Annotated in this window: 14 protein-coding genes; 5 read left to right on the top strand and 9 right to left on the bottom strand. The window is 35.0% G+C overall.

The window, feature by feature from the left end; genetic code table 11:
* The 3 genes from A8L32_RS01035 to A8L32_RS01025 all read right to left on the bottom strand — a co-directional run bounded on the left by A8L32_RS01035 (position 1) and on the right by A8L32_RS01025 (position 4,384).
* Positions 1-456, bottom strand: a complete 456-nt coding sequence (locus tag A8L32_RS01035) for a DUF1801 domain-containing protein (protein WP_075589841.1) — start codon at positions 454-456, stop codon at positions 1-3.
* Positions 457-1,119: 663 nt separating this feature from the next.
* Positions 1,120-2,904 carry a glycoside hydrolase family 2 protein gene (locus A8L32_RS01030; protein ID WP_075589840.1) on the bottom strand — a complete coding sequence of 595 codons (1,785 nt, stop codon included), beginning with the start codon at positions 2,902-2,904 and terminating at the stop codon, positions 1,120-1,122.
* A gap of 181 nt (positions 2,905-3,085) precedes the next feature.
* Complete coding sequence (locus A8L32_RS01025; RefSeq protein WP_075589839.1) at positions 3,086-4,384, bottom strand: glycoside hydrolase family 117 protein; 1,299 nt, start codon at positions 4,382-4,384, stop codon at positions 3,086-3,088.
* A gap of 239 nt (positions 4,385-4,623) precedes the next feature.
* Between A8L32_RS01025 and A8L32_RS01020 the strand changes: the two genes are divergently transcribed.
* Positions 4,624-5,772: a hypothetical protein gene (locus A8L32_RS01020; RefSeq protein WP_075589838.1), complete on the top strand. Its 1,149-nt coding sequence runs from the start codon at positions 4,624-4,626 to the stop codon at positions 5,770-5,772.
* 196 nt (positions 5,773-5,968) lie between these two features.
* On the opposite strand, the gene A8L32_RS01015 is transcribed toward A8L32_RS01020, so the two are convergent.
* The 3 genes from A8L32_RS01015 to A8L32_RS01005 all read right to left on the bottom strand — a co-directional run bounded on the left by A8L32_RS01015 (position 5,969) and on the right by A8L32_RS01005 (position 12,931).
* Positions 5,969-8,545 (bottom strand): glycoside hydrolase family 3 C-terminal domain-containing protein, encoded by a 2,577-nt coding sequence (locus A8L32_RS01015; RefSeq protein WP_075589837.1) that lies wholly within the window; start codon positions 8,543-8,545, stop codon positions 5,969-5,971.
* A 48-nt stretch (positions 8,546-8,593) separates the two neighbouring features.
* Positions 8,594-9,988 carry a glycoside hydrolase family 30 protein gene (locus A8L32_RS01010; protein ID WP_075589836.1) on the bottom strand — a complete coding sequence of 465 codons (1,395 nt, stop codon included), beginning with the start codon at positions 9,986-9,988 and terminating at the stop codon, positions 8,594-8,596.
* Positions 9,989-10,072: 84 nt separating this feature from the next.
* Complete coding sequence (locus tag A8L32_RS01005; protein WP_198931710.1) at positions 10,073-12,931, bottom strand: glycoside hydrolase family 2 TIM barrel-domain containing protein; 2,859 nt, start codon at positions 12,929-12,931, stop codon at positions 10,073-10,075.
* Positions 12,932-13,190: 259 nt separating this feature from the next.
* Between A8L32_RS01005 and A8L32_RS01000 the strand changes: the two genes are divergently transcribed.
* Entirely contained in the window at positions 13,191-14,366 is a 1,176-nt protein-coding gene (locus tag A8L32_RS01000; protein WP_075589834.1) for a hypothetical protein, read from the top strand.
* Between the two features lie 5 nt (positions 14,367-14,371).
* Here the strand turns inward: A8L32_RS01000 and uxuA are convergent, their stop codons facing one another.
* From uxuA to A8L32_RS00985, 3 genes are read right to left on the bottom strand one after another with little or no spacing between them, the layout of a single operon-like run.
* Positions 14,372-15,589 carry a mannonate dehydratase gene (gene uxuA, locus A8L32_RS00995; RefSeq protein WP_198931709.1) on the bottom strand — a complete coding sequence of 406 codons (1,218 nt, stop codon included), beginning with the start codon at positions 15,587-15,589 and terminating at the stop codon, positions 14,372-14,374.
* Positions 15,590-15,642: 53 nt separating this feature from the next.
* A complete protein-coding gene (locus A8L32_RS00990) occupies positions 15,643-16,449 on the bottom strand; it encodes an SDR family oxidoreductase (protein ID WP_075589833.1) in 807 nt (268 codons plus the stop codon).
* A 55-nt stretch (positions 16,450-16,504) separates the two neighbouring features.
* Positions 16,505-18,583, bottom strand: coding sequence for a glycosyl hydrolase 115 family protein (locus tag A8L32_RS00985; RefSeq protein ID WP_075589832.1), 2,079 nt, complete (start codon positions 18,581-18,583; stop codon positions 16,505-16,507).
* A 102-nt stretch (positions 18,584-18,685) separates the two neighbouring features.
* On the opposite strand from A8L32_RS00985, the gene A8L32_RS00980 reads away from it, so the two are divergent.
* From A8L32_RS00980 to A8L32_RS00970, 3 genes are all read left to right on the top strand, one after another.
* Positions 18,686-19,549, top strand: a complete 864-nt coding sequence (locus tag A8L32_RS00980; RefSeq protein ID WP_075589831.1) for an AraC family transcriptional regulator — start codon at positions 18,686-18,688, stop codon at positions 19,547-19,549.
* Between the two features lie 581 nt (positions 19,550-20,130).
* Entirely contained in the window at positions 20,131-20,961 is an 831-nt protein-coding gene (locus A8L32_RS00975; protein ID WP_075589830.1) for a mechanosensitive ion channel family protein, read from the top strand.
* A gap of 29 nt (positions 20,962-20,990) precedes the next feature.
* A complete protein-coding gene (locus A8L32_RS00970; RefSeq protein ID WP_198931708.1) occupies positions 20,991-21,836 on the top strand; it encodes a mechanosensitive ion channel family protein in 846 nt (281 codons plus the stop codon).
* Positions 21,837-21,843: the final 7 nt, after the last annotated feature.

Raw genomic sequence — 21,843 nt, 5'->3', positions numbered from 1 at the left:
TTAGCGTTTAATATTCTTTTCATAAAGATCAATCCATTCCTGCGAACTCATTTTTTGCATCAATTGAGCAATGAGTTCGTAAGGGATATCATTCATCTTTTTAAACCGCACGCAGCTTTTACCCATATCCATTTTATATTTACAATGCTTTGGATATTCTTGCACAAACCAATCATGTATTTCTTTATCTGCATAAATACCTGAATGATACAGTGCCACAAAATTCTTCTGCGATGCGATATTTGTAAACGGAAGCGGCAACTTCGGGTCGCAATGATAACCTGCAGGATACAACGAATGCGGCACTACATAACCGATCATACCATAACTAATCTCTTCCTTAAAACCATCGGGAATATTCTCTAAAATAACTTTACGTAACTTAATAACTGCTTCTTTTCTATCATCTGGTAGTTGATTGATATATTCTTCGGGTGAATGAGCTTGTATTTTCATACTTACAAATTTGATATTCTTTTTAGAGAAACATAGTTAACCTGAATATGTTGAATTCAACACACTCCACTTCCTCTTTAAATAAAGAGAAAGTCATTTAAGTAATTTCTTGAGTCAGGTTTAAGAATTAGTATAATATACAGCACCTATAAGGTAAGATAAAGGAAATCTATACACTTGTAGTCTTGCTTTTACGCAGATGTAAACGCCCATAATCATCACAAAACAAATCTAGATGAAACATTAAAAATACTTATTTTCATTTATCTAATTAGCATATCCTGTGCTCAAAAGGCAAACGATGCATTTATAAATAATTGGAATGATTTTACTGGCCCAAAGCACCACACCCTGGGAAATCATGATATGGATATATGCTCCAAACAAGTAGCTATATAAAATCTAGGCATGAAAAAATCATACTATTCTTTCAATCACGGGGCATTTCATTTTATAGTTCTTGATCCTAACTTTTTTTGTTGAAAATGAAGAATTCATCCCCTATGAGAAAGGGAATTATTTTGGCTATAAAACCACTCGAGCATCTACCACCGTCTTTTACTAATAAGATTTTAAAATTCTAGATTGCTAGTCCATCTTGAAATATTCAACAACATACAACTCCGTGATTATTAAAACAACCACAGAGTTATACACTAAAGGTTACTTCTCTTCCATTTCTTTGTAATACTTTTTCATAATGTACCAAGCTTTTTTTCGTTGGCCCTTATCGGATAAAAGGCCTTTTCTATTCCAGCCTTCTTGATTAGTTGGGTGACAACGATATGGGGAACGAAAATCGAATAATACCCAAGGACTAGTACCACAAAGGTTAGGGATATTCTTAAACATCTCTAGGTTCTTTTTGTACAAATCTTCCTGGTAGTCTTCACTCCAAGAATGCGCTTTATTGCCATCCCCAGTCTTACCATACAGACTCTCACAACCAAATTCGGTAAATATCAACGGTTTGTCGGCAGCTACATTCCACTTCATTTCTGAAGGTGCAACTGGCCAAGGTGCATACCATCCAAAATATTCGTTCACCCCAATTACATCCACTATCTTAGAAATATCATCCTTTATTAAAACAGTAGAAGTCTCTGGATTAAAACGTGAATTATCAAACGCAGCACCTACTAGTCTGGTATCATCCAATTCATGAGTTAAGTTAATTAAATCAGTCAACACCTTATTTCTATAGTTATTTGGACGTGTTTCGTTAGCCACACTCCAAATAATAACCCCTGCTCTATTTTTATCACGATAAATCATTTCTCGCAACATATTTATCGCTTTTTCTAGCACTACAGGATTTTTAAAATCGATACCTTGCCAAAGTGGAATCTCCTCCCAAATCATCAACCCCTTTTTCTCTGCCATTTTAACAATATGCTCATTTTGTGGGTAATGCGCTGTGCGAATAAAATTACAGCCCAAGGCGTTTACCTCCTCAATAATCATTGCAGCATCCGCTTGCGAATAAGCTCTTCCGAGACGTTGCGGAATTTCCTCATGAAAATTAATACCTTTCAGAAAAACAGATTCTCCATTTAAAACAATTTTCGCTCCATCTACTTCAATAGTTCTAAATCCTATTTCATCACTTACTAATTCATTGGATGATGTAGTAATTTTCACCTCATACAACTTTGGGTTTTGAGGATCCCATAACACAGGCTTAGCTTTTACTTCAAAAGATGCGTATCCATTATTATCTGTAGAAATGGTTTTACTAATTTTGAGTTCTGGAATAGAGATATTAAGCTGCTGAGTTAATTCTTTTCCGTTTAACTGCACATAACCGTTAATTACTCTTTGCTCTCCTTTTTTAAGCTGAACTTTATAATCTTGAATATAGGTACCTGGAGTTTGTACTAGAAAAACATCACGTAGAATACCGCCATAATTCCACCAATCGAAGTTCATTGCAGGAATGCGGTCTTTCTTTCTATTATTGTTCACTTTTACAACCACATCATTTCTACCCTCCTTAATTATATCAGTTACTTCAAACTGAAAAGGCGTAAAACCGCCTTCATGAACGCCCACTTTTTTACCGTTTAACCAAACACTTGCTTCGTAACTTACACCAGCAAAATATATAAACGCTCTTTTTCCATCCTTTTTTTCTGCTTCAAAAAATCGTTGATACCAAATATCACCTTCATAATACTTTAACTCAGGATATTGAGAATTAAAATCTCCAGGAACATCCAAACGCATAGAATTCGCGAAAGCATACTCAAAAAACTTAGTGTCTTCCGTGGCCGTTTGATTTAAATAGAATTTCTTATTCTCACCTCGACTATATTGATCAATAATCGCATTCCATTTTCCGTTTAAGGAAAGTTTATCCTGTCTCCCATAGGCATTAATCATAAAAGACTGAGCACCTAGATTCATGAATACCGCAAACAATACGGTTGTTAATAGTATATTTTTCATCTGTTTAAATTATCTTTTATTTGACAATGAAACCATCAAGAAAAATCTAATCATCCTCCTTTGTAAAAAACTGGACGTAAAGTTTTTCATGGCCGTTTTACCTACTTATAGTTTTACTTTATTTAAATACTCCAATTAACTAACATTTCGTATTTACAAATAAATTAAAAGCCTCTCCTACCTATTTATTAGTATTAAGCAGATCTTCATTTTGCTGTTTTATACGTTCTCTTTGTTTGGCAGATAAACCGTATTTAAAATATACGTCGTTAGGCAACAATATATTGGAGTTCTTCATTTTATTATCGTTAGTACTCAAACTTAAATCGCAATCGAATCTACCTAACTTACTACATTGCTTTTTCCAGTTATTACCTGCATTAATAAAATGAGATAAGCCCCACGTAATACCATCAGCATTAGCCACATCTGCAAATGCATCTGGTGAAAAAACGCCAGCAGCAGTTGGCAATAATTGGGTAACAGACATCACCTCAAAATTTACCCAGTCTTTAGCATATTGAATGGTATAATGTTCTATTCCATCAGTACCTACAATAGCAGCCACACCTTCGCGAAAAGGAAAAAGCATGGTTTCGTGTCCTGAGTTCATTACTGGGCTTAAAGGATGTTTTACAAAAGGGCCTTCTGGCTTATCTGCAATTGCTAAACCCCAGCAATCCCAATGCTTACCATTAGCATCGCGCTGCTCCATTCCCGATTTATAATACAAATAAATCTTACCATCATGTACCAAAGGCATAGGGTCGTGAATAACGCGCCAATCCCAATCGTTACTTTCTCCAAAAGGAATCACTACTTGATTTAACGGAATCCAAGGACCATCGGGAGAATCGGCGTACGACATGGCTACTGGGCAAATATCATATGCATCTTTATCTGCATCGTAAGTCCCGCTGGGTGCGTTAAACGCTTGATAATATAAATAATACTTGTCATTAAATTTTAGAATATCGGCAGTAGCTACTGATCGCCAACCAGGTTGAGGCTTTTGTGGTCGGGTAATAGCTACACCCTGCTCTTCCCAAGTAAAGCCATCTATACTCGTTGCATACCATATTTCTGCTAAATCCCAATCTGTTGATGGAATAGAATCATTGGCTAGTTTTCTGCCTTGAGGCGCTGTGGCAGTATGGCGATATGTATACCAAATATAATACTTCCCATTCTCGAAAATTATTTTGGACGGATCGCGTCGCGAAATAGTTCCATCAAAATCCTTATAATCAAAACCTTTTAATTCCGTATAAAGAAAATTAGTATATAACTCATTATCTAAAAGACGAGGAGCTTCATAATGCTCAAAACTTCTTTTCATTGCTGAACTCATTTCTCTTCCTGGTTCAATATCTGCGATATTCATAGGAAAAGGTTTATTCGGCATTTTCTCCTTTGGAGTACAAGCTAATAATATGCTGCATGATACTAGAAAAATAGTTTTTAATGACTTTACATTCATAAATTATGTTTTTATAAAAAATAATGTTTTATCAACTCTAAAACAAACTTACGAAACAAGCCTACATATCTATACTTTTTACAAAGTTTTACGCTTACTTTTACCGTAAAAAGCACACGCTATAACTCTCTTGCAGATACCATTACCATAACCAAAGGTATCATATAGTTATACTGGCCTGTATAGATGTTTAATTGGAAATACTACCTTTGTATATCACCAAAAATTAGGTAAAGTAAATGGTCAGTCAGCAGGAAAAGTACGAAACCTTGGAGTGTATCTTAAAAAGTAAGATTTTTACTAAAGCCACCACAACAAAGGTTCTTTTAAAATATATAGTTGAATGCACCATCCAAAACAAAGAAATTAGTGCCACTACAATAGGCCTAGAAATATTTGGGAATAGATATAATCCCGAAAAGAATGACGTTAACATTAGAGTAAATATATCCCACCTTCGTAAGCGATTAATTCAATATTACCAAGACGAAGGTATAAATGACTCTATTATTCTTTCCATTGAACCTGGCCAGTATCGTGTATCTTTTACTAAAAAAAGTAAAGCTAAACCTAAGCGTAAAAGGAATGTTTTCATACTTGGATTTTCTGTGATTGCAATTATTATCGCTTTCATATTTTTCTTTAGTAAGTCGAACGAAAAAGTTTGGCAACAGACCTTGAGAAACGGGCATGAAACCACCTTATACCTAGGTGATGTATTTGGCTATGATGGACCCACCGCATTTGGAAATAATGGCTGGCACAGGGATTTCAGCATTAATTCTCCTAAAGAGTTCTATGAGCGAACAAATAATAACCCAGCAAAATACAATGCTTATAAACCTGGTCGCTTTACTTTTGTAAATTTTGAGAACTCATATATCATAAAGCCCATATCACAATATCTGGCATTATACAAATATGATTTTTCCATCCGACCGACTTCTGATTTTAATATTCGAGCCGTAAAAGTAGAAAATACCATTTACGCAGGAGCTTATTTTACACAGCATGCCTTTATAGATTTATTTAATGAGTTAGCTATCAATATAAAACTAAAGTTGGATGGCAAACTAAATGTTCCTGATAAATTACTGCACATACTCAACAACAAAACCTACCATTTAAATGCCAAATCGGTGAATGAGGAACTCGCCTTAGTAGGTGTATTTAATGGCCCAAATAATACACGCCATAAGATGTTTTTCTCTAACCATGGCATCGGGCTAGTTGCCTTGGTTGAATATTTTACCAATACAGATTCCTTAGTCGCATTCTCTGATAAATATATAGAAGAATCGAATGAATTTATTGCTCTATATAATGTAAAAGGAAAAGACCGCACTAATATTTCGATGGAATTAATATTTATCGATAACAACCAGTAAAATAGCTTACAGTTAAGCAATTCTAATACAATAGATTTCTGTAATAATTCACGAACTAACACTCCTTTATATTGCTTTAACAACTTACAAATTAAACCCTACATACGCACAACAAGTTCTTAAATAAAAATCCCATGCCGAAAAATGACGACATGGGATAATTTGCAATGCTTATCTGAACTTAGTTGTTTTACTACTATTTGTTGGATTGGTTTTTAACTTTACTAATCACAAAAGGTTGTTTATCTCCAGGAGGGATAATTTTAATTGAATTAACATCTACCGTTCCGTGTAATGTTTTAATTTTTAATAAAACTGGCTTACCATATTCTGGTGGAATTGGAATTTTAATAGGTAACATACGTTGCTTGTTTAAAATAGTGTATTTACCAATAGTGGCTCCCGCCATCGAGGTTTCCACAATAGCTTCTTTTGTCGCCGAGTTAAGGCTTATTTCAGCATCCCAAGTATTTACATAAAAACCAGGATCAATAAAAGTAATTTCATATTCAACCCATGCATTATTATCACTTTCCTTGGCTTTAGAACTGCTCATAGAAGCTTTGTCCGTATATAGGTAATCCCATTTTTTACTACGAACCTCATCCTCCGCATTAAAATACCCACTTTTTTGTCCGACTTTTATAGGCGCTATAACACCACCTTTTACGCTAATGGTTTTAGTGGAAGAAATATGATCGCTTGAATTACCTACCATAATTTCGAACTTACCTGCCTCTACTACAAACTGATTACTAATAGTATCGTAGTGTGCAAAAGCTTCATAGGGTAAAGAAATCTCCACCTTTTCAGTTTTTCCAGCAGGAACACTCACGCGCTTAAAACCTTTTAAGGCTTTAATTGGTGTTTGTTGCGAGGACTTAACATCACGAATATATACCTGAACAATTTCGTCTCCATCTACTTTACCCACATTACTAACTCTTGCCGAAACCAAAATACTTTCCTGAGCATTTAGCTTTTTAGTGCTTAGTTCTACTTCATCCGTTTTAAACGTGGTATAACTTAAACCATAACCAAAAGGATATAAGGTTTCTCCTTTAAAATACATGTAAGTGCGACCAGTTTGAATATTGTAATCATGAAAATCGGGTAAATCGTTATCCGACTTAAACCAAGTAGAATTTAACTTTCCTCCAGGGTTTACATCTCCAAATAACATATTTGCCAAAGCTGTTCCTTGCTCTTGTCCGTTTGGCCATGCGCACACAATACCAGGTATATTTTCTTGCTCCCAGCTAATGGCTGTTGGTCCGCTTGGTACGAGTACCAAAACAACATTTTTATTAACCGCCTGTACCGCTTTAATCAGCTTGTGTTGATTTCCAGGTAATTTAATTGAAGTACGATCTGTATTTTCGGTAGAAGTAGTTTCATCATTTCCCATTACAAGAATAACGCGATCTGATTTTTTAGCCAATTCTACTGCTTCTTTAATTTTTGCTTCATCCGCATCATCTTCTGTCACTTCGCAACCTTGTGCATATTTTACTTCTGCGTTTGTTGCTTTTTTAATACCGTCTAAAGGCGTTACTTTATTTTTAGGATGACCAGAATAAATACCCATCCAGCATCTATCAGCAAAAGGACCAATTACAGCTAATTTTTCTGCATCTTTCTTTAGGGGCAAAACATCCTCATTTTTTAATAAAACAATCGACTGTTCTGCAGCTCTTAGTGCTAGCTTTTTATGCGCATCGCACTCTAAAACACTGGCTGGTATTTTCGAATATGGAATTAATGCCGGATCATCTAAGTCACCCGTCATAAAACGTAAACGAAGTAACCTACGAACCGAAACATTTAATTCTTCCTCGCTAAGCAAACCTTGTTCAATGGCTGATTTTAATGCAATTACCATAGGCGCTTGTCGCTCTTTATGACGAAAGCACTCTTGATCTACCCCAGCTTTTATGGCCATTGCAGCAGCCTCTTCTTGCGTTTTGGCGTATTTCATTCTTTTCTGTAATCCCTGAACTGCTGCCCAATCGGCAATTACATAACCTTTAAAGCCCCACTCATCGCGCAATACACCATTTACTGCCCAGTCATGAGCAGAACAAGGTATTCCGTTTAAGCCACTTAATGAAGTCATTATTCCTGTAGCTTCTTCATCAACAAGGCAGGTTTTGTAAGCAGGAAAGTAATACTCATAAAGATCTTTCTTATTGATATTAGAGTGAATCCACTCACGCTTTGTCTCTACATTATTAGCAACATAATGCTTAACTGTAGTGACTGTTTTGGTATATTTAGGATCGTTACCTTGCATGCCTCGTACATACATTCGCGCTATTTCCGACATTAAAAATGGATCTTCGCTATAACACTCACCATTACGTCCCCAACGAGGGTCACGCGCCATATTAACCGTTGGTGAAAACATCATTACTTCCTTTGAACCAGTATTTTTCAAAGCTCTGGCCTCATTAGAAATAGCCGTAGCCACATCAAACATTAATTCTGGATTCCAAGTAGCACCCATAGCAATATTTTGGGGAAACTGAGTACAGTTCCAAGCAATAATACCATGAAGTGCTTCGCCATACCACTCAAAATAAGGAACACCTAAACGCTCTATGGCAGGAATCCTCGATCCGCAATAACTGATCTTTTCTTCCAAAGTCATTTTCGAAAGTAAATCCTCCACACGCTCGTCAACATTTGCATTTGGATCTTTCCAAACCTGAGCATTTAAGCTAGATATACTTATGCAAGCAAATAATAAATAAAATATAGTTTGTCGTATCATTAATTATATTTTTAAGATTATTAGTTCAATTTTATGCGGTTCATTCTACTATAAAACAATAGCTATAATTGATTTTCCAGGCGCTTTAACTTTAATATTCTGATCACCCATTACCACTTCAAATGATTTTTCATTGGCATTGGTATTTTGAAAAAGAACTTTAATTTGTCCATCTGGAGATTTAACTGCGATTAAAGGTTCTTTACCTCTTTGAACACAGGCTATTCTAACATCACCAGGCTTAACAAACTTACTGATGATATACATGGCATTATAATCGGGATTGTAAATGATTTCACCCGATTTACGATCAATATTAATCAAGGAATTTTGCGTCCAGTTCCAACCACTTTCCGTAGTTTCATTCAAAATCATATTCCAATATGTAAAAGTGGTACTACCGGCATTAATATAACCCGCTATTTCCTCTAGGCGATCTTCTGCTTGCTCAACAGAATTTTTACCGTTATAGCAGTGGCCTTCAGTATGAAAAAACTTTAAATTTGGCATCATGGCTCTAGCATCACCCAAAAATCTGGTATCGGTATACTGCATACCAACTCCTTCCAGATTTTCTTTACCATCTGCAGTCATAAAATCCATCAAGTCCATTTTTTCTGCAGCACGAAATGTTCCTGCATATATACCAGCCTCTATCTTGTTTTTTTCGAAAGCTGGAATTAAATATGTATTAGCAAAATTCACCATATCCTTTGCAGGGAAAGTACAACTCGGATATTTTGTATTGGCATCATTTTCATTCTGAATACAAATACGATCTACCTTAACGCCTTCCTTTTCATATGCCTCAACATACTTCACAAAATATTTAGCATAAGCTTGCAAAGTTTTCGGATCTTGTTTAAGGTTGTTGTTTGGCTCTTTTAAACCAACCATATATCCACTTTCTTTCATCCATCCAGGAGGACTCCAAGGCGAACCAAATAAGGTTAAATTTGGATTGATTGCAAAAGCACTTTTTATGTAGGGTAACACATATTTTTTGTCGCGCTCTATAGAAAACTGTTTCATTTTGTAGTCACCAGCAACCTCCGAATAACTATAAGCATCTATACCAAAATCACTTGCTCCAATAGCTGTTCTGCAAAAAGTAAAACCTGCCTTATCTCCCGAAAACATATTTTCCATCACCTCTTGCTGTTTCTCTTCACTTAAGCTCAACAGCGCTTCTCCTCCAATTTCATTAAATGCTCCTCCAATACCTTCAATGGTTTGGAAAGTAACTTCAGGTTGCAAGTAAATTAGGTTCTTCCACCCAATTTTATCTTCTACATTTTCTTGCTTCACCTCAATTAAAGGGTTGGCTTCTCCCTCATCCAATTTAACAGCATACACTTTCACTTGTGGTGTTTGTGCAAAAGCGGTAAAACAAAGCATCAAACTGCTTAGAATTAATAGATTTTTTATATTTCCTTTTTTCATAGTACAATGTCTTTTATTTAAAGTACGATATATTTTCATCTGGCATTTATAAAATAATTACCTCAGCATTCATATGTATATTGGCTATTTAACTCGCTTAAAACTTAAACCATTCAACCAAGTATGCGCATCTTTTTTATCTGTTTCAAAAGAAATAGTCACTGGGTTAACTCCATCACTTTCAACAAAATTAGTTACCGACATAGGCTCTCTTTCTCCAATATCTTTTCCGTCTTGAATACCCAATGCGGCATCATCTGAAATAAACTCAAACACTCCGTTAGCATCTTTTAAGGCCACTTTCATATTATATGGAAATAGTTTCTTTAGGTCTTGGAAAGAATGATGGTAGGTTTTCAGTTGATACTTACCTTTAGGTAAATCCTTTATCGTTAAAACAAGCTTTCCTTTCTCAACAAAAAGTCCATCACAAGCCATAAAAGCCAAATCACCTAAAATTGCATATGTCCCTTTTCTCCATTTCAACTCCGACTCCGAATTCACAGAAAACGAAGCCTCTCCAAACTTGAAATTAAACTGCTCGGCATTACCTCCATTGGCCATTTGCCAACCAAATTGCTCTAGCTGGTCTTCGGTCTGAATATCTATCTTATAATTAGGATAGTCATAAATTGCTTTCCCTTTTACCAATAATTCATCAGCCTTAAATGCTTCCGTTTTTAAAGTGAGAGCACCTGACTTTAATTTACCCGAAGTGGCTTTAACCTTTATCTCCCCTGCTGCTTCTGCACCTTTTAGATATACTGTAGCTACTCCATGATAACTTTGAGCTTGACTAATAAAATGTTTATCATCATATAGAATAGACCCAGCTCCTTTTGCTTCAAAATGCACTTTTACATCAGCGTTTGTAACTGTTTCTCCATTTCTATCTACCACATAAGCTCGTATCATTTTTAAATCTGATCCTCCTGCTTGTAATGCTATGTCAGAATTATCTAGAGCTAACTTAATAGCATAAGCCTCTTGAACCTTAGTACGTGAATGCTTAGCTACTACTTGGCCAAAACTTAAAGCCTTTGCCGTTAGTTTTTCTCCTGTCCAGTTATAATTAAAAGTTATTGATGGATGCTCATTCCACAATCTTAAAGGGTCGTTATCTGCTTTCTGTGTAGCGATTAATTTTCCATCAGCATAAAGGGCTACTTCTTTAGCATTACTATAAACATGTACTTTTCTGTTCTTATAAACCGACTCATCTGCAATATGAACATAAGGAGCATCTGTTAATTCGGATTTGTACCAATAATAACCTGGTCGAGGAATTCTATAGGCCGTTTGCAAACCGTATTCTGTAATAAAATCATAGGTTTCTGGCTTGGGTTGTAATCGATTATAATCGGCACCAACCCAAAGTATAGAGCCAATATTATTTTTACGCTTTTTGTAACGTGAGATATGATGTTGTTGTCCCAATCCGTTATGCGTAAACCCATGTTCCATTACCATACAAAAGTCTCCCTCAGGAAAATCTGTTTTACGATAATCCATGGTGGCATATATATCGGTAACTCCAGCATTTTTAATACCATTCCACGGGGCAGAAGCACTGGCCGTTAAACGGAATGGGTCTTCTTCCTTGGCGGCATTATTAAGTTGTGGAACGGGCCCACGATGATTGATACCTGCTCCCCAAATAACTATGGAAGGATGATTACGATGATTACGTACCATTATACGTAGCGATTGCTCCAGTTTATCCATCCATTCTCCCTGTTGCCATTGGATCCAGGTAGAAGGTTCTTCGTAAAGCAAAATGCCCAGCTCATTACAAGCTTCAATAAAAGAATTATCTTGTGGATAATGCGAAAGGCGAATGGCATTAATACCTGCTTCCTTGTATCTTAATGCTGCTTCGTAATGAATAGAATTTGGAACAGCATCGCCAATGTGTGGATAGCTTTGGTGACGATTTACTCCGACCATAAAAAATGGTTCTCCATTTAATAATAAACCTTGTCCATCCACTAACTCTACCGAGCGAAATCCAAATTTATTCTCTACAAAATCAACCGCTATATCATCCATATAAATAACAGAAACTGCACGATATAAATACGGATCATTAGGTGACCACAGGCGGTACTCATCAACTATTTCTGTAGTTTGTCTGAAAGTATAAGTCTGACCTGCCTTTACTTTTGAATCTGATTTTAGCTTTGTAACCAAATATCCATCAGCATCAAGTACCATAGTCTCAATACGGCAATCTACTAGCTCAGTATATTCGTTCGCAACCGTTGTTTTTACCGATACTGTTCCGTTATTTCTTTTAACGCTTGGCGTAGTGATATGCACACCAGCATCAAAATCCTCCCAATTAAAATTTACATGTAGTTTGTTGGTTTTTACCAAATATACATCCCGATAGATACCTCCCCATTTTAAATAATCCGTTTCGTTTGGATCAGGCGCTATACTAGGATCGAAGCTATGATCGGCTAAAACAGCAATGGTATTTTCTTTTCCTGGCTTTACAAAGTCTGTAATATCAAAATGATGGGGCACATATCCATTGATGTCAAATCTTCCTACAAACTTTCCGTTGACATAAAGCTCCGTTGCGCTGTGCACCCCTTCAAACTCTATAAACGCTTTTTCATCATTGTTTAAATCAATATGTAGGCTTTTCCTATACCAATTATGGTCTCTAATAAACTCTTTCTGCTGCCATTTATGCTGCACACTATCTAACCATAAGGATAGTGGATCTGGGTTATGAGGTAGAGCAACAGCCTCCCATTGGCTATCGTCAAAATCAATTTCAATTGGCTTATCCGCTTCTGGCATTTTCGAAAACATCCAACCTAAGTTGATATTTTGCTTTTCGCGATTGGTTTCAGGATAACCTTGTGGTAGCTGTGCATTACTATAAGTAGTATATAAAAACAGCCATAAAGTGATATGTAGAATTTTCATCATAACTATAATGATTTTGGTGAAAAAGAATTTTCGTTCTCACAATAATACACGACAAATAGCCGAATAAAGAGAAAACAAAACCTTTTGCTGTGTCGAAACGGTGCTAGTCACGGTGACTTAACCGTTAAATATGTTACACCAAAACACTACTCTACTGTAAGTTACAAATACATCTTTTTATAATCTAATTAAAACACCTCTAACAAATAGATTTCAATAGAAATTTCTATAATCTTAAATAAAAGCTATTTTTGAAGCTATGAATTCAACAGCGGATAAGCAACATATAGAAACAGAACTAGAGAATATTTGCCAACATAAACTATTCGCAAACTCACCTAGTCATATCCGACTTTTGAAATACCTGATTGACAAAGCATACGCTGGAGATGAATTAAAGGAATACACCATTGGCACTGAACTTTATGGAATTAATTATGCCGAGGATAAAAGTAATGGTACCGTTCGTTCTTACTTTTACAAACTAAGAAAAAAATTAGAACAATATTATTCGGATTCGAGCCTTAAACATGAAGTATACTTTGAAATAAAAAAAGGCCAGTATAACCTAAGCTTCTCTTCAGCAAAGGAATATCCACATCAACTTAGTTCCAGCAAGGACTATTTAAAAATTAGCTATAAAAGCTTAAAATATTCAGCCTTAGGATTGATTTTTATAATAGCATTGAGCGCAGGCATCTATAAAATGGTTAATCAGCCACTTCCTTTATGGGAAGGCTTTTTTAGTAAAAACGCTCAGAATATCATAGTAGTATCTGATCAATATGTTATTAATGAGCAGTTGGATGACGAAAAATGGCATGCTGTATTTTATGAGGAAATAAATAATCATGATGATTTTCTAACTCATTTGAAACAATACCCCAACAGAAAAATGAAAACGGTTGACTATACTGTTATGTCTAAAATGGCTCCTTATGGGGTTGGCATATTAAGTAAATGGTTTACACTCAACAACAGCGACTATTCCATAGAAATGGAAAGTAAAATAACAGCTGCTGATGTATACAACAGCAACATCATTTTTATAGGTCAGTTTAAAACTATGAATATTTCGAGTTCTTTATTTTTGAAAAAGAGCAAAGTGTTTAGCACTTTTCATGATGGCTTTAAATATAAGAACAAGGATACTACCCTTATTTATAATACCACACATGGTAAAAATGGTAAAATAGAATATGCTATGGTAGCTTCCTCAGTAAACAACAATGGTAAACCTTCTATTTATTTTGTATCTAATAATGATATAGGCGTTATGGCAACGGTAAATAAGTTTACTAATAAAAAGTGGCTTAAAGAATTTTATCAGCAAATACCTAAACACACCATCGAGTTTAACGCTCTTTTTAAAGTTGAAGGACTTAAAAGAACTGATATTAGTTGTGAATTGGTGGAGTTGGAGGTTATTGAATAAATCGTTTAAATATCTTTCTCTAACTCAATAATACTTCTTTCCATTCCTTGTATCTCAGCCAAGCCTTTTAACCTGCCAATAAGTGGATATCCTGGATTATAATTACTTTGATAATCTTGCATCATTTTTATACCATGGTCAGGGCGTATAGGTATTCTATTATTAACCTCGCCAAGGTCTGCCCTTCTTTTTTGTTCTTTTAATAGTGCTTTAATAATTAAAGGCATATTAATAGAACCATCAGCATGACCTGATTCGTAAAAGCTACCATCTTCAAGCAATTGGGTATTTCGCAAATGTGCAAAATGGATTTTATGTCCGTAATCCTTAATTATTTGTAATAAGTCATTTTCTGCTTTAGCCGATAAAGAGCCCGTACAAAATGTAATGCCATTATGAAGAGAAGCATTAGCCTCGCACAACCACCTGTAATCTTCTGTTCCTCCAATAATTCGTGGTAAACCCAAAATTTGAAAGGGAGGATCATCAGGATGAATACACATCTTAATCCCAGCTTCTTCCGCTACAGGAATTACATCTTCTAAAAATGACTTTAAATTCTCTCTTAGTTTGTTTTTATCTACTCCTTTGTAACGCTTAATAAATTCAAGAAACATAGCCTTAGGATCGGACACTGCGCCATCAATTAAGCCATCGATAAAACCTTGCGTTACCACTATAATATTATAAGCTAACTTTTCAGCCTCTTCATTACTCATGCTTTCATAAATGACTTTAGCTTTCTGAATGAGATCTTCGGCGTAATCATTACGAGCATCTGGCCTCTTTAATATATAAATATCAAATGCTACAAAAGTTGGGAAGTCGAATAACATAGATTCTCCCCCATTCGGAAGTTTATATTGCAAATTGGTTCGAGCCCAATCTAACACGGGCATAAAGTTGTAACAAATGGTAAGAATACCGCATTGTCCCAAATTACGCATCGATTCCTGATAGTTTTGAATGAGTTTCGGATATTCCTTGGTATGTAGTTTAATGCCTTCCGAAACGGGTAAACTCTCAACCACACTCCATCTCATTCCCTTTTCTTCAATGGCCTTTTTTATTTTCAAAATCTCTTCAACAGGCCAAACTTCACCATTAGGAATATGATGCAAGGCTGTAACTACACCTTCAACACCCATTTGTTTTAAATCATCTAGCGTAATCTGATCTTCAAACCCAAACCATCGCCATGTCTTTTCCAATTTCTCCATCATATTATTACTTCATGGCGTTAACCGCCAAGCACAATAAAAACTTCATTCAAATATTAAACTCCCGAGAAGGAACTAAATCCACCATCAACAGGAAGTATGACTCCAGTTATAAACGAAGCAGCTTCAGAACATAAAAATTGAACCGCACCATTAAGCTCTCTAATATCTCCAAAACGCCCCATAGGTGTACGAGCTAGTACTTTTTTGCTACGATCCGTGTAAGATCCATCCTCGTTAATGAGTACTTTTCGATTTTGATCACCGATAAAGAAACCGGGAGCTATGGCATTTACTCTTATCTTTTCACTGAATTTAGTGGCCATTTCCATCGCCAGCCATTGTGTAAAAATATTAATGGCCGTTTTGGCCGTAGAATAACCTGGAACACGGGTGATAGCCGAATATGTAGCCATCGATGAAATGGTAATAATGCTTCCTTGTCCTTGCGAAGCCATGATTTCTCCAAAAACTAAAGAAGGATAAACCGTACCATTCATGTTTAAATCATTTACCATTTGAAAGTCTTCTATCTTCATATCAAAGACAGTCTGCTCTTCGGTTAAAGTAGCACCAGGCATATTTCCACCTGCCGCATTAATCAGTATATCTACTCTTCCCCACTTATTTGTTATCAATTGACGGTTTTGTTTAAGATCATCCACACTCAAAACATTACACTCAAAACCTACAACTTCCCCTCCCATTGATTGTAATTCAGCCACTCGCTTATCGACATTTTCTTTACGAATATCTAATACTGCCACTTTCACTCCAGCTTCAACCAAGCTTCTAGCTATACTCCCACCTAATACACCACCTCCTCCAGTGACCACAGCTACTTTATTTTTTAATTCAAACATTTATTATCAATTTATTATTATCTGACTTCAATTTTTACCAGCCTAATATTTATACTTATTTGTATCTTGGATTATAATTTTCGAAAAACTTTTGTAGTTGATAATAAGAATAATGAACATTGGTAAAACTATCTTTACGGCGTATCCATGTATCTTTGTACCAACTTTCAAATGGATGCCTTTCTGCTTGTTTTACTTCTACCTCAAAATCTTCGAGTATATCTAAAGCTTCTTTCATTTTAGGAAAAACGTCGGTTTGTGGCCATGTTAATAATGCTTTATAACAAATATCTGCAGCTTGGGTGGGGCGTGCATCAATTAACATCCCCAGTATTACATTTTCGTAAAAGAAAACAGCCTGTTGAGGCGACATTTGTGTTTTGGCCTTCTTGGCAAGTTGTAGTATTTCATCATAACAAGCAACACGCGCTTGAATTTGCCTATAGTCTTCTCGATTATAGGCACTCATTTTTGTATGATGGTCGCCAGCCATTCTAAAATGCAACAAGTACAAAGCCCTATCCAAAGCCATTGCACCCTGCCATAATTGGTCGTTAGAGTGTATGATATCAAAATAATTATGGTAAGATTCTATCACATCTTCTGACGCTTTTTCTCCAAAATATTCTTTTGACCACCATTTTACAAACCTATCTGCCGCATTTTCCTTTGCAAATGCTAATTCTGCATCCCAACATATTTCAGCCACAAAACGGGTATTCATAACGTGCTCCCGTAAATCGGAAACATTCAGCAGCATATACTCTGTCGCATTTGCTTCTACAATATTTCTAAACTGTTCTTCGATGCGATGTGGAGTTATGGTATGATGAGTCTGTTTAGTAGTACGTCCGTAAAATCCCAAATGATAGTATACTCCATGCTTACGATTTCTGGTATTCTTTGGCAACGCACGCATTTCTCCATCTCCGTTATCATTCCAAACCAGAATCACCTCGTCGGGTAGCTTTAATGTACCAGCTTGAAATGCCTTTAACATTTCGTTATACAGTGTGAAATGAAAAATAGGTTCTACGCCTTTGGGAAGAACTTTTTTAGCCATATCGACCTGATCGACGATGGCTTGGGCAAACACTTTGTTTTTCTCATCCTGAGAAGTTCCTTCTGGGAAAGTATAATGATTATCTGCTGTACCCCTAAGACCTACTGGCCATATACAATCTAGCTCATTATTATCTTCTAAGCCACATTTCCAATATTTATTAATTCCTTCCTTGTTATTGGACCAATCATACTCACCTTCTACTCCCCGCTTTTTGGCCAAATCAAAGCGATTATATCCAAAAGGGTTTGACAATAAAATATCGTAATGATGCGAGCTATAAAACAAGCCCCAATCACTGGCCATCTTACGCACTTCATATGGGCGCTTTACTCTAACAAATGGTGCAACCTGATTCATCCGAAGGCGAAGTGCTGTTTCAAAAAAACGTTTGTACCACATAACATCAACAGTTCCTCCAGCAAAAACAGTATATCCTCTATCGTCTAGTTCATTAGGAAGAATATCTTCATCATCATGAAATAACCCACGATATTTAAAGATAGGCTCATCCACAAAATGATCCACCTTTTTAATAGCAAGTTTTTTTACTTTTTGGGGTGTATACCCGGTCCAAATATATAACGGATCAATACCCAATCGTTCGCTTAGGGTATAAGCAGCAAAAGCAGTCCCCCTTGAATTAGAGCCTACTAACCACAATGTACTGCCTTCATTTTTTATGTGGTGTGCTTCCCACTTCCCTTTTAACTTCGAATTTTGAATAGTTTTACCTACAGCAACGTTACCCAGCGTAACAAGCCTTATTGATTTCTTACCCTTGACTGGTTTGTCTATTATATTAGGTTTTTGGCCTGTAATCTTTTGGATATCTGACGCAAGAAATTTTGCAGCTTGCAAAACACACGACTTCTCTTTAGAAGAAACTACAATATCTACTAATTCATTATTGGAGACTAATACAAAGGTAGAATCGGATTGTTTTTCATCTAAAACCCAAGAGCCACGAATCGGCTCATCCCAGCCTTGCGCCAAAACATCTGAGAAAGAAACTAGAAGCAAAATAAGATATAATAAGCTTCTCAAAACAACTTTTTGTTTATTATTCATTTGATCTAATTTTAAAAGACAAAGGAATGTAAATCAATGTTTAGTTTTTGATAACTATTTTCAAAAAAGTGATACTATTATTAAATTATATACATTTGTAAAATGTCAATATTAAATGAACAGGTGCTTTTTCCAGCCAATTCATCCATTATTTTAAAAAGGAAAAATGAACCTCATTTTACATTCCCATTTCACTATCATAAGGAGTACGAATTAGTATACGTAGAAAAAGGGTATGGCAAAAGATACGTTGGTGGTAAGGTGGAAGACTTTAGCGATGGAGATATGGTTTTACTAGCTCCTTTCATTGCTCATTGTTGGGAAAGTGATAAAGCCTTTTACCATAACAAACCCCAATTAAAAGTAAAAGGAATAGTTGTTCAATTACCTAATGATTTTTTTAAAACAGTCATCTCCTCCTATCCTGAGTTTATTGGCATTAAGCATTTACTCGAGAACAGTAAACATGGACTTAAAATTATAGGCAAAACTAAAAAAGAAATAGTCATCAGATTGAACGAAATGTTTCAGCTAACCGGATTAAAACGATTATTTTTCTTTCTAGAAATGCTTCAACTTGTACATGAAAGTAAAGATTACGAGTTAATTGGATTAGATACAGAAAAAGAGGAATACAAGGAAAACACCAGACTTGGTAAAGTATTTACCTTTATTAATGAGCATTACAGTAGCAGTATTTATTTAAAAGATCTTTGTCTTATAACTGGTTTAACAAGTACAGGGTTTAGTTTATGGTTTAAACGTAATACTGCTAAAACCTTTTCCAACTTTCTGCAGGAGTACCGTATTAGCAAGGCGTGCGAGTTATTAAGAAAAAAAGAAAATGTAGAATTAAAAATAGCTGAAATATCATTTCAGGTGGGCTTTGAAAATCTTTCTAACTTTAACCGTGTATTTAAAAAGGTAACTGAATTAACACCGAAAGAATATAGAAGTTTATTTTAATACCATTTATCCCTCTAAAGTTTATAAGCACCATCCTAATAAATGAGAATATCAGAGATAAAATATTCAAGTCAAGAAGAAAAAACACTGATAAAGTTATCTTTTTTCTCCTTTCTTTTGGATTTCTAAAAACTTTTGCTATATTTGTATTAACTCATAGTTTAGGGTTAGGTTTGGTTAAAGATTGAAAGCCACTGTCATAACGTTTGACAGTGGCTTTTTTATTGTATATGCTACATTGATCCGGAATCTGATCCAGGAAAAGCCCCAAAAATCCATCCTATATAACTTTTACAATACACATTCGAATTAAAAATTATCACTTCTCACCTTATATAACTTATAGTACTTCATCTTCTAATTTATATTCTACAAACTTTATTTTGAGCAACTGAAAACTTCTATTAAAATGTGATTTTATACTTAATAATTCCTTCCTAGTAAATTAATTGAAATAATAAATCATTTTCCTGTTACCAAATTGGCTTGCTGAGTCTAAAAGTATAAATACTTGTATTTACATAGTTTATTAATAAGAATACTTATATCGTTTTAGCAATTAGTATTCAGCTCAAAGTCATATGGAACAATATTATACCTTAATTAAAATAGTAACCGTAGTACTACTTGCCGTTATAGCTAACTTTATCTTAAGAAAATTGATAAAGCTTATCATGACCAAATATGCTAAAAAAATATCGGCAGATGCGACCTCGTTTTCATTTTTAAAAAATTCCGCAGGTTTTATTCTATTTATCGTGGTTTCCGTTTACATTGTACAACAAGTTCCTAGTTTAAAACACATAGGCACCGCCTTATTTGCTGGTGCAGGTATATTAGCTGCCATTGTTGGTTTTGCAGCTCAAAAGGCATTTGGTAATATAGTAAGTGGTATTTTCATCATCATATTCCGACCATTTAGGGTTGGAGATATAATTGCCATAGGAAATCTATATAAAGGTGTCGTTGAAGAAATAACACTACGTCATATCGTTATCAGAGACTATGAAAACAGAAGGATTATTATCCCTAATGGTATAATCAGTGAAGAAACAATAGTTAATAGCTCTATTTCTGATGTTAAGATAAAGAAACACATTGAGTTTCGAATTGATTTTAATTCGGATGTTGATTTGGCCATGGAAATATTAAAAAGGGAAACCGAAAACCACTCATTAACTTTAGACATGAGAACTCCAGAGCAAATAGAGAAAGGCTCTCCTAAAGTAATGGTACGACTTATTACCATTGAAGAATATGCCTATCGCATAAGAGCTTGGGTATGGACAAACAATAACGATGATGCATTTACCATTTCATGTGATTTAAATGAATGTATTCCAAAGCTATTTAAAGCTCAAAATATCTCTATCCCTTACCCGCACCAAACTTTAATTATTAATCCGCAATAAATAGCCATATCTGAAAGAAGACTTGTAGCATGAACTTTATTGAAAAACTTAGAATAATATTAGACTTTACCCTTTTAGGTTTTGGAGAAACACAGATTAAAGTTTATAGCCTTATCATTATTATAGCTATATTTTTAATTACCAAAATACTTTTGAGAATCATAAAAAAGGCGCTTAGTCAAAAACGTTTAGTTCGAAGATTAGATGATGGAACCTCATATGCAATTTTTCAAATTATTAAATATATAGTATGGGTTATTGCTATTGGATTTCTCTTAGAATCTGTTGGAGTTAAGCTAACTATACTAATAGCTGGTTCTGCTGCTCTTTTGGTAGGAGTTGGCCTTGGCTTACAACAAACCTTTAATGATATTATTTCAGGTATCATTTTGTTATCAGAACGCTCTATAAAAATTGGTGATATCTTGGAAATTGACGCAGACATTGTAAAAGTTCAGGTTATTGGACTAAGAACCTCAAAAGGTTTAAATAGAGATGAAATAACAGTAATTATACCAAACTCATTAATTACCACAAACAAAGTAATCAACTGGAGTCATCAGTCTAAAAAAACAAGATTTAAAGTAAATATTGGTGTTAGTTATAGCAGCGATATAGAAAAAGTGATTAAGGTTTTAGAATCAAGTGTACTTGAACACCACGACATTTATAACAAAAACTTAATAGAAGCAAGATTAGTTGACTTTGGCAATTCATCAATTGATTTCCAGGTACTTTTTTATAGTGAAAATATTTTTGAAATAGAAAGAGTAAAGAGTGATATAAGGCGAATAATTTACGCCAGACTTAATGAAAATGAAATAACAATTCCATTCCCTCAATTGGATATCCATTTTAAATCGAAGGAGTTTTAATTATACA

Origin of the sequence: Labilibacter marinus, assembly GCF_001659685.2 — a bacterium.
GTDB classification, from domain to species: Bacteria; Bacteroidota; Bacteroidia; order Bacteroidales; family Marinilabiliaceae; genus Saccharicrinis; species Saccharicrinis marinus.
The sequence above is the reverse complement of the archived record's forward strand: the minus strand, read 5'-3'. Positions and strand labels throughout refer to the sequence as shown.

What these genes read in the sequence shown, in the direction of transcription:
- A8L32_RS01035 (WP_075589841.1), bottom strand. Translation starts at nt 456, where the DNA reads ATGAAAATACAAGCTCATTCACCCGAAGAATATATCAATCAACTACCA.
- A8L32_RS01030 (WP_075589840.1), bottom strand. Translation starts at nt 2,904, where the DNA reads ATGAAAAATATACTATTAACAACCGTATTGTTTGCGGTATTCATGAAT.
- A8L32_RS01025 (WP_075589839.1), bottom strand. Translation starts at nt 4,384, where the DNA reads ATGAATGTAAAGTCATTAAAAACTATTTTTCTAGTATCATGCAGCATA.
- A8L32_RS01020 (WP_075589838.1), top strand. Translation starts at nt 4,624, where the DNA reads ATGGTCAGTCAGCAGGAAAAGTACGAAACCTTGGAGTGTATCTTAAAA.
- A8L32_RS01015 (WP_075589837.1), bottom strand. Translation starts at nt 8,545, where the DNA reads ATGATACGACAAACTATATTTTATTTATTATTTGCTTGCATAAGTATA.
- A8L32_RS01010 (WP_075589836.1), bottom strand. Translation starts at nt 9,988, where the DNA reads ATGAAAAAAGGAAATATAAAAAATCTATTAATTCTAAGCAGTTTGATG.
- A8L32_RS01005 (WP_198931710.1), bottom strand. Translation starts at nt 12,931, where the DNA reads ATGATGAAAATTCTACATATCACTTTATGGCTGTTTTTATATACTACT.
- A8L32_RS01000 (WP_075589834.1), top strand. Translation starts at nt 13,191, where the DNA reads ATGAATTCAACAGCGGATAAGCAACATATAGAAACAGAACTAGAGAAT.
- uxuA (WP_198931709.1), bottom strand. Translation starts at nt 15,589, where the DNA reads ATGATGGAGAAATTGGAAAAGACATGGCGATGGTTTGGGTTTGAAGAT.
- A8L32_RS00990 (WP_075589833.1), bottom strand. Translation starts at nt 16,449, where the DNA reads ATGTTTGAATTAAAAAATAAAGTAGCTGTGGTCACTGGAGGAGGTGGT.
- A8L32_RS00985 (WP_075589832.1), bottom strand. Translation starts at nt 18,583, where the DNA reads ATGAATAATAAACAAAAAGTTGTTTTGAGAAGCTTATTATATCTTATT.
- A8L32_RS00980 (WP_075589831.1), top strand. Translation starts at nt 18,686, where the DNA reads ATGTCAATATTAAATGAACAGGTGCTTTTTCCAGCCAATTCATCCATT.
- A8L32_RS00975 (WP_075589830.1), top strand. Translation starts at nt 20,131, where the DNA reads ATGGAACAATATTATACCTTAATTAAAATAGTAACCGTAGTACTACTT.
- A8L32_RS00970 (WP_198931708.1), top strand. Translation starts at nt 20,991, where the DNA reads ATGAACTTTATTGAAAAACTTAGAATAATATTAGACTTTACCCTTTTA.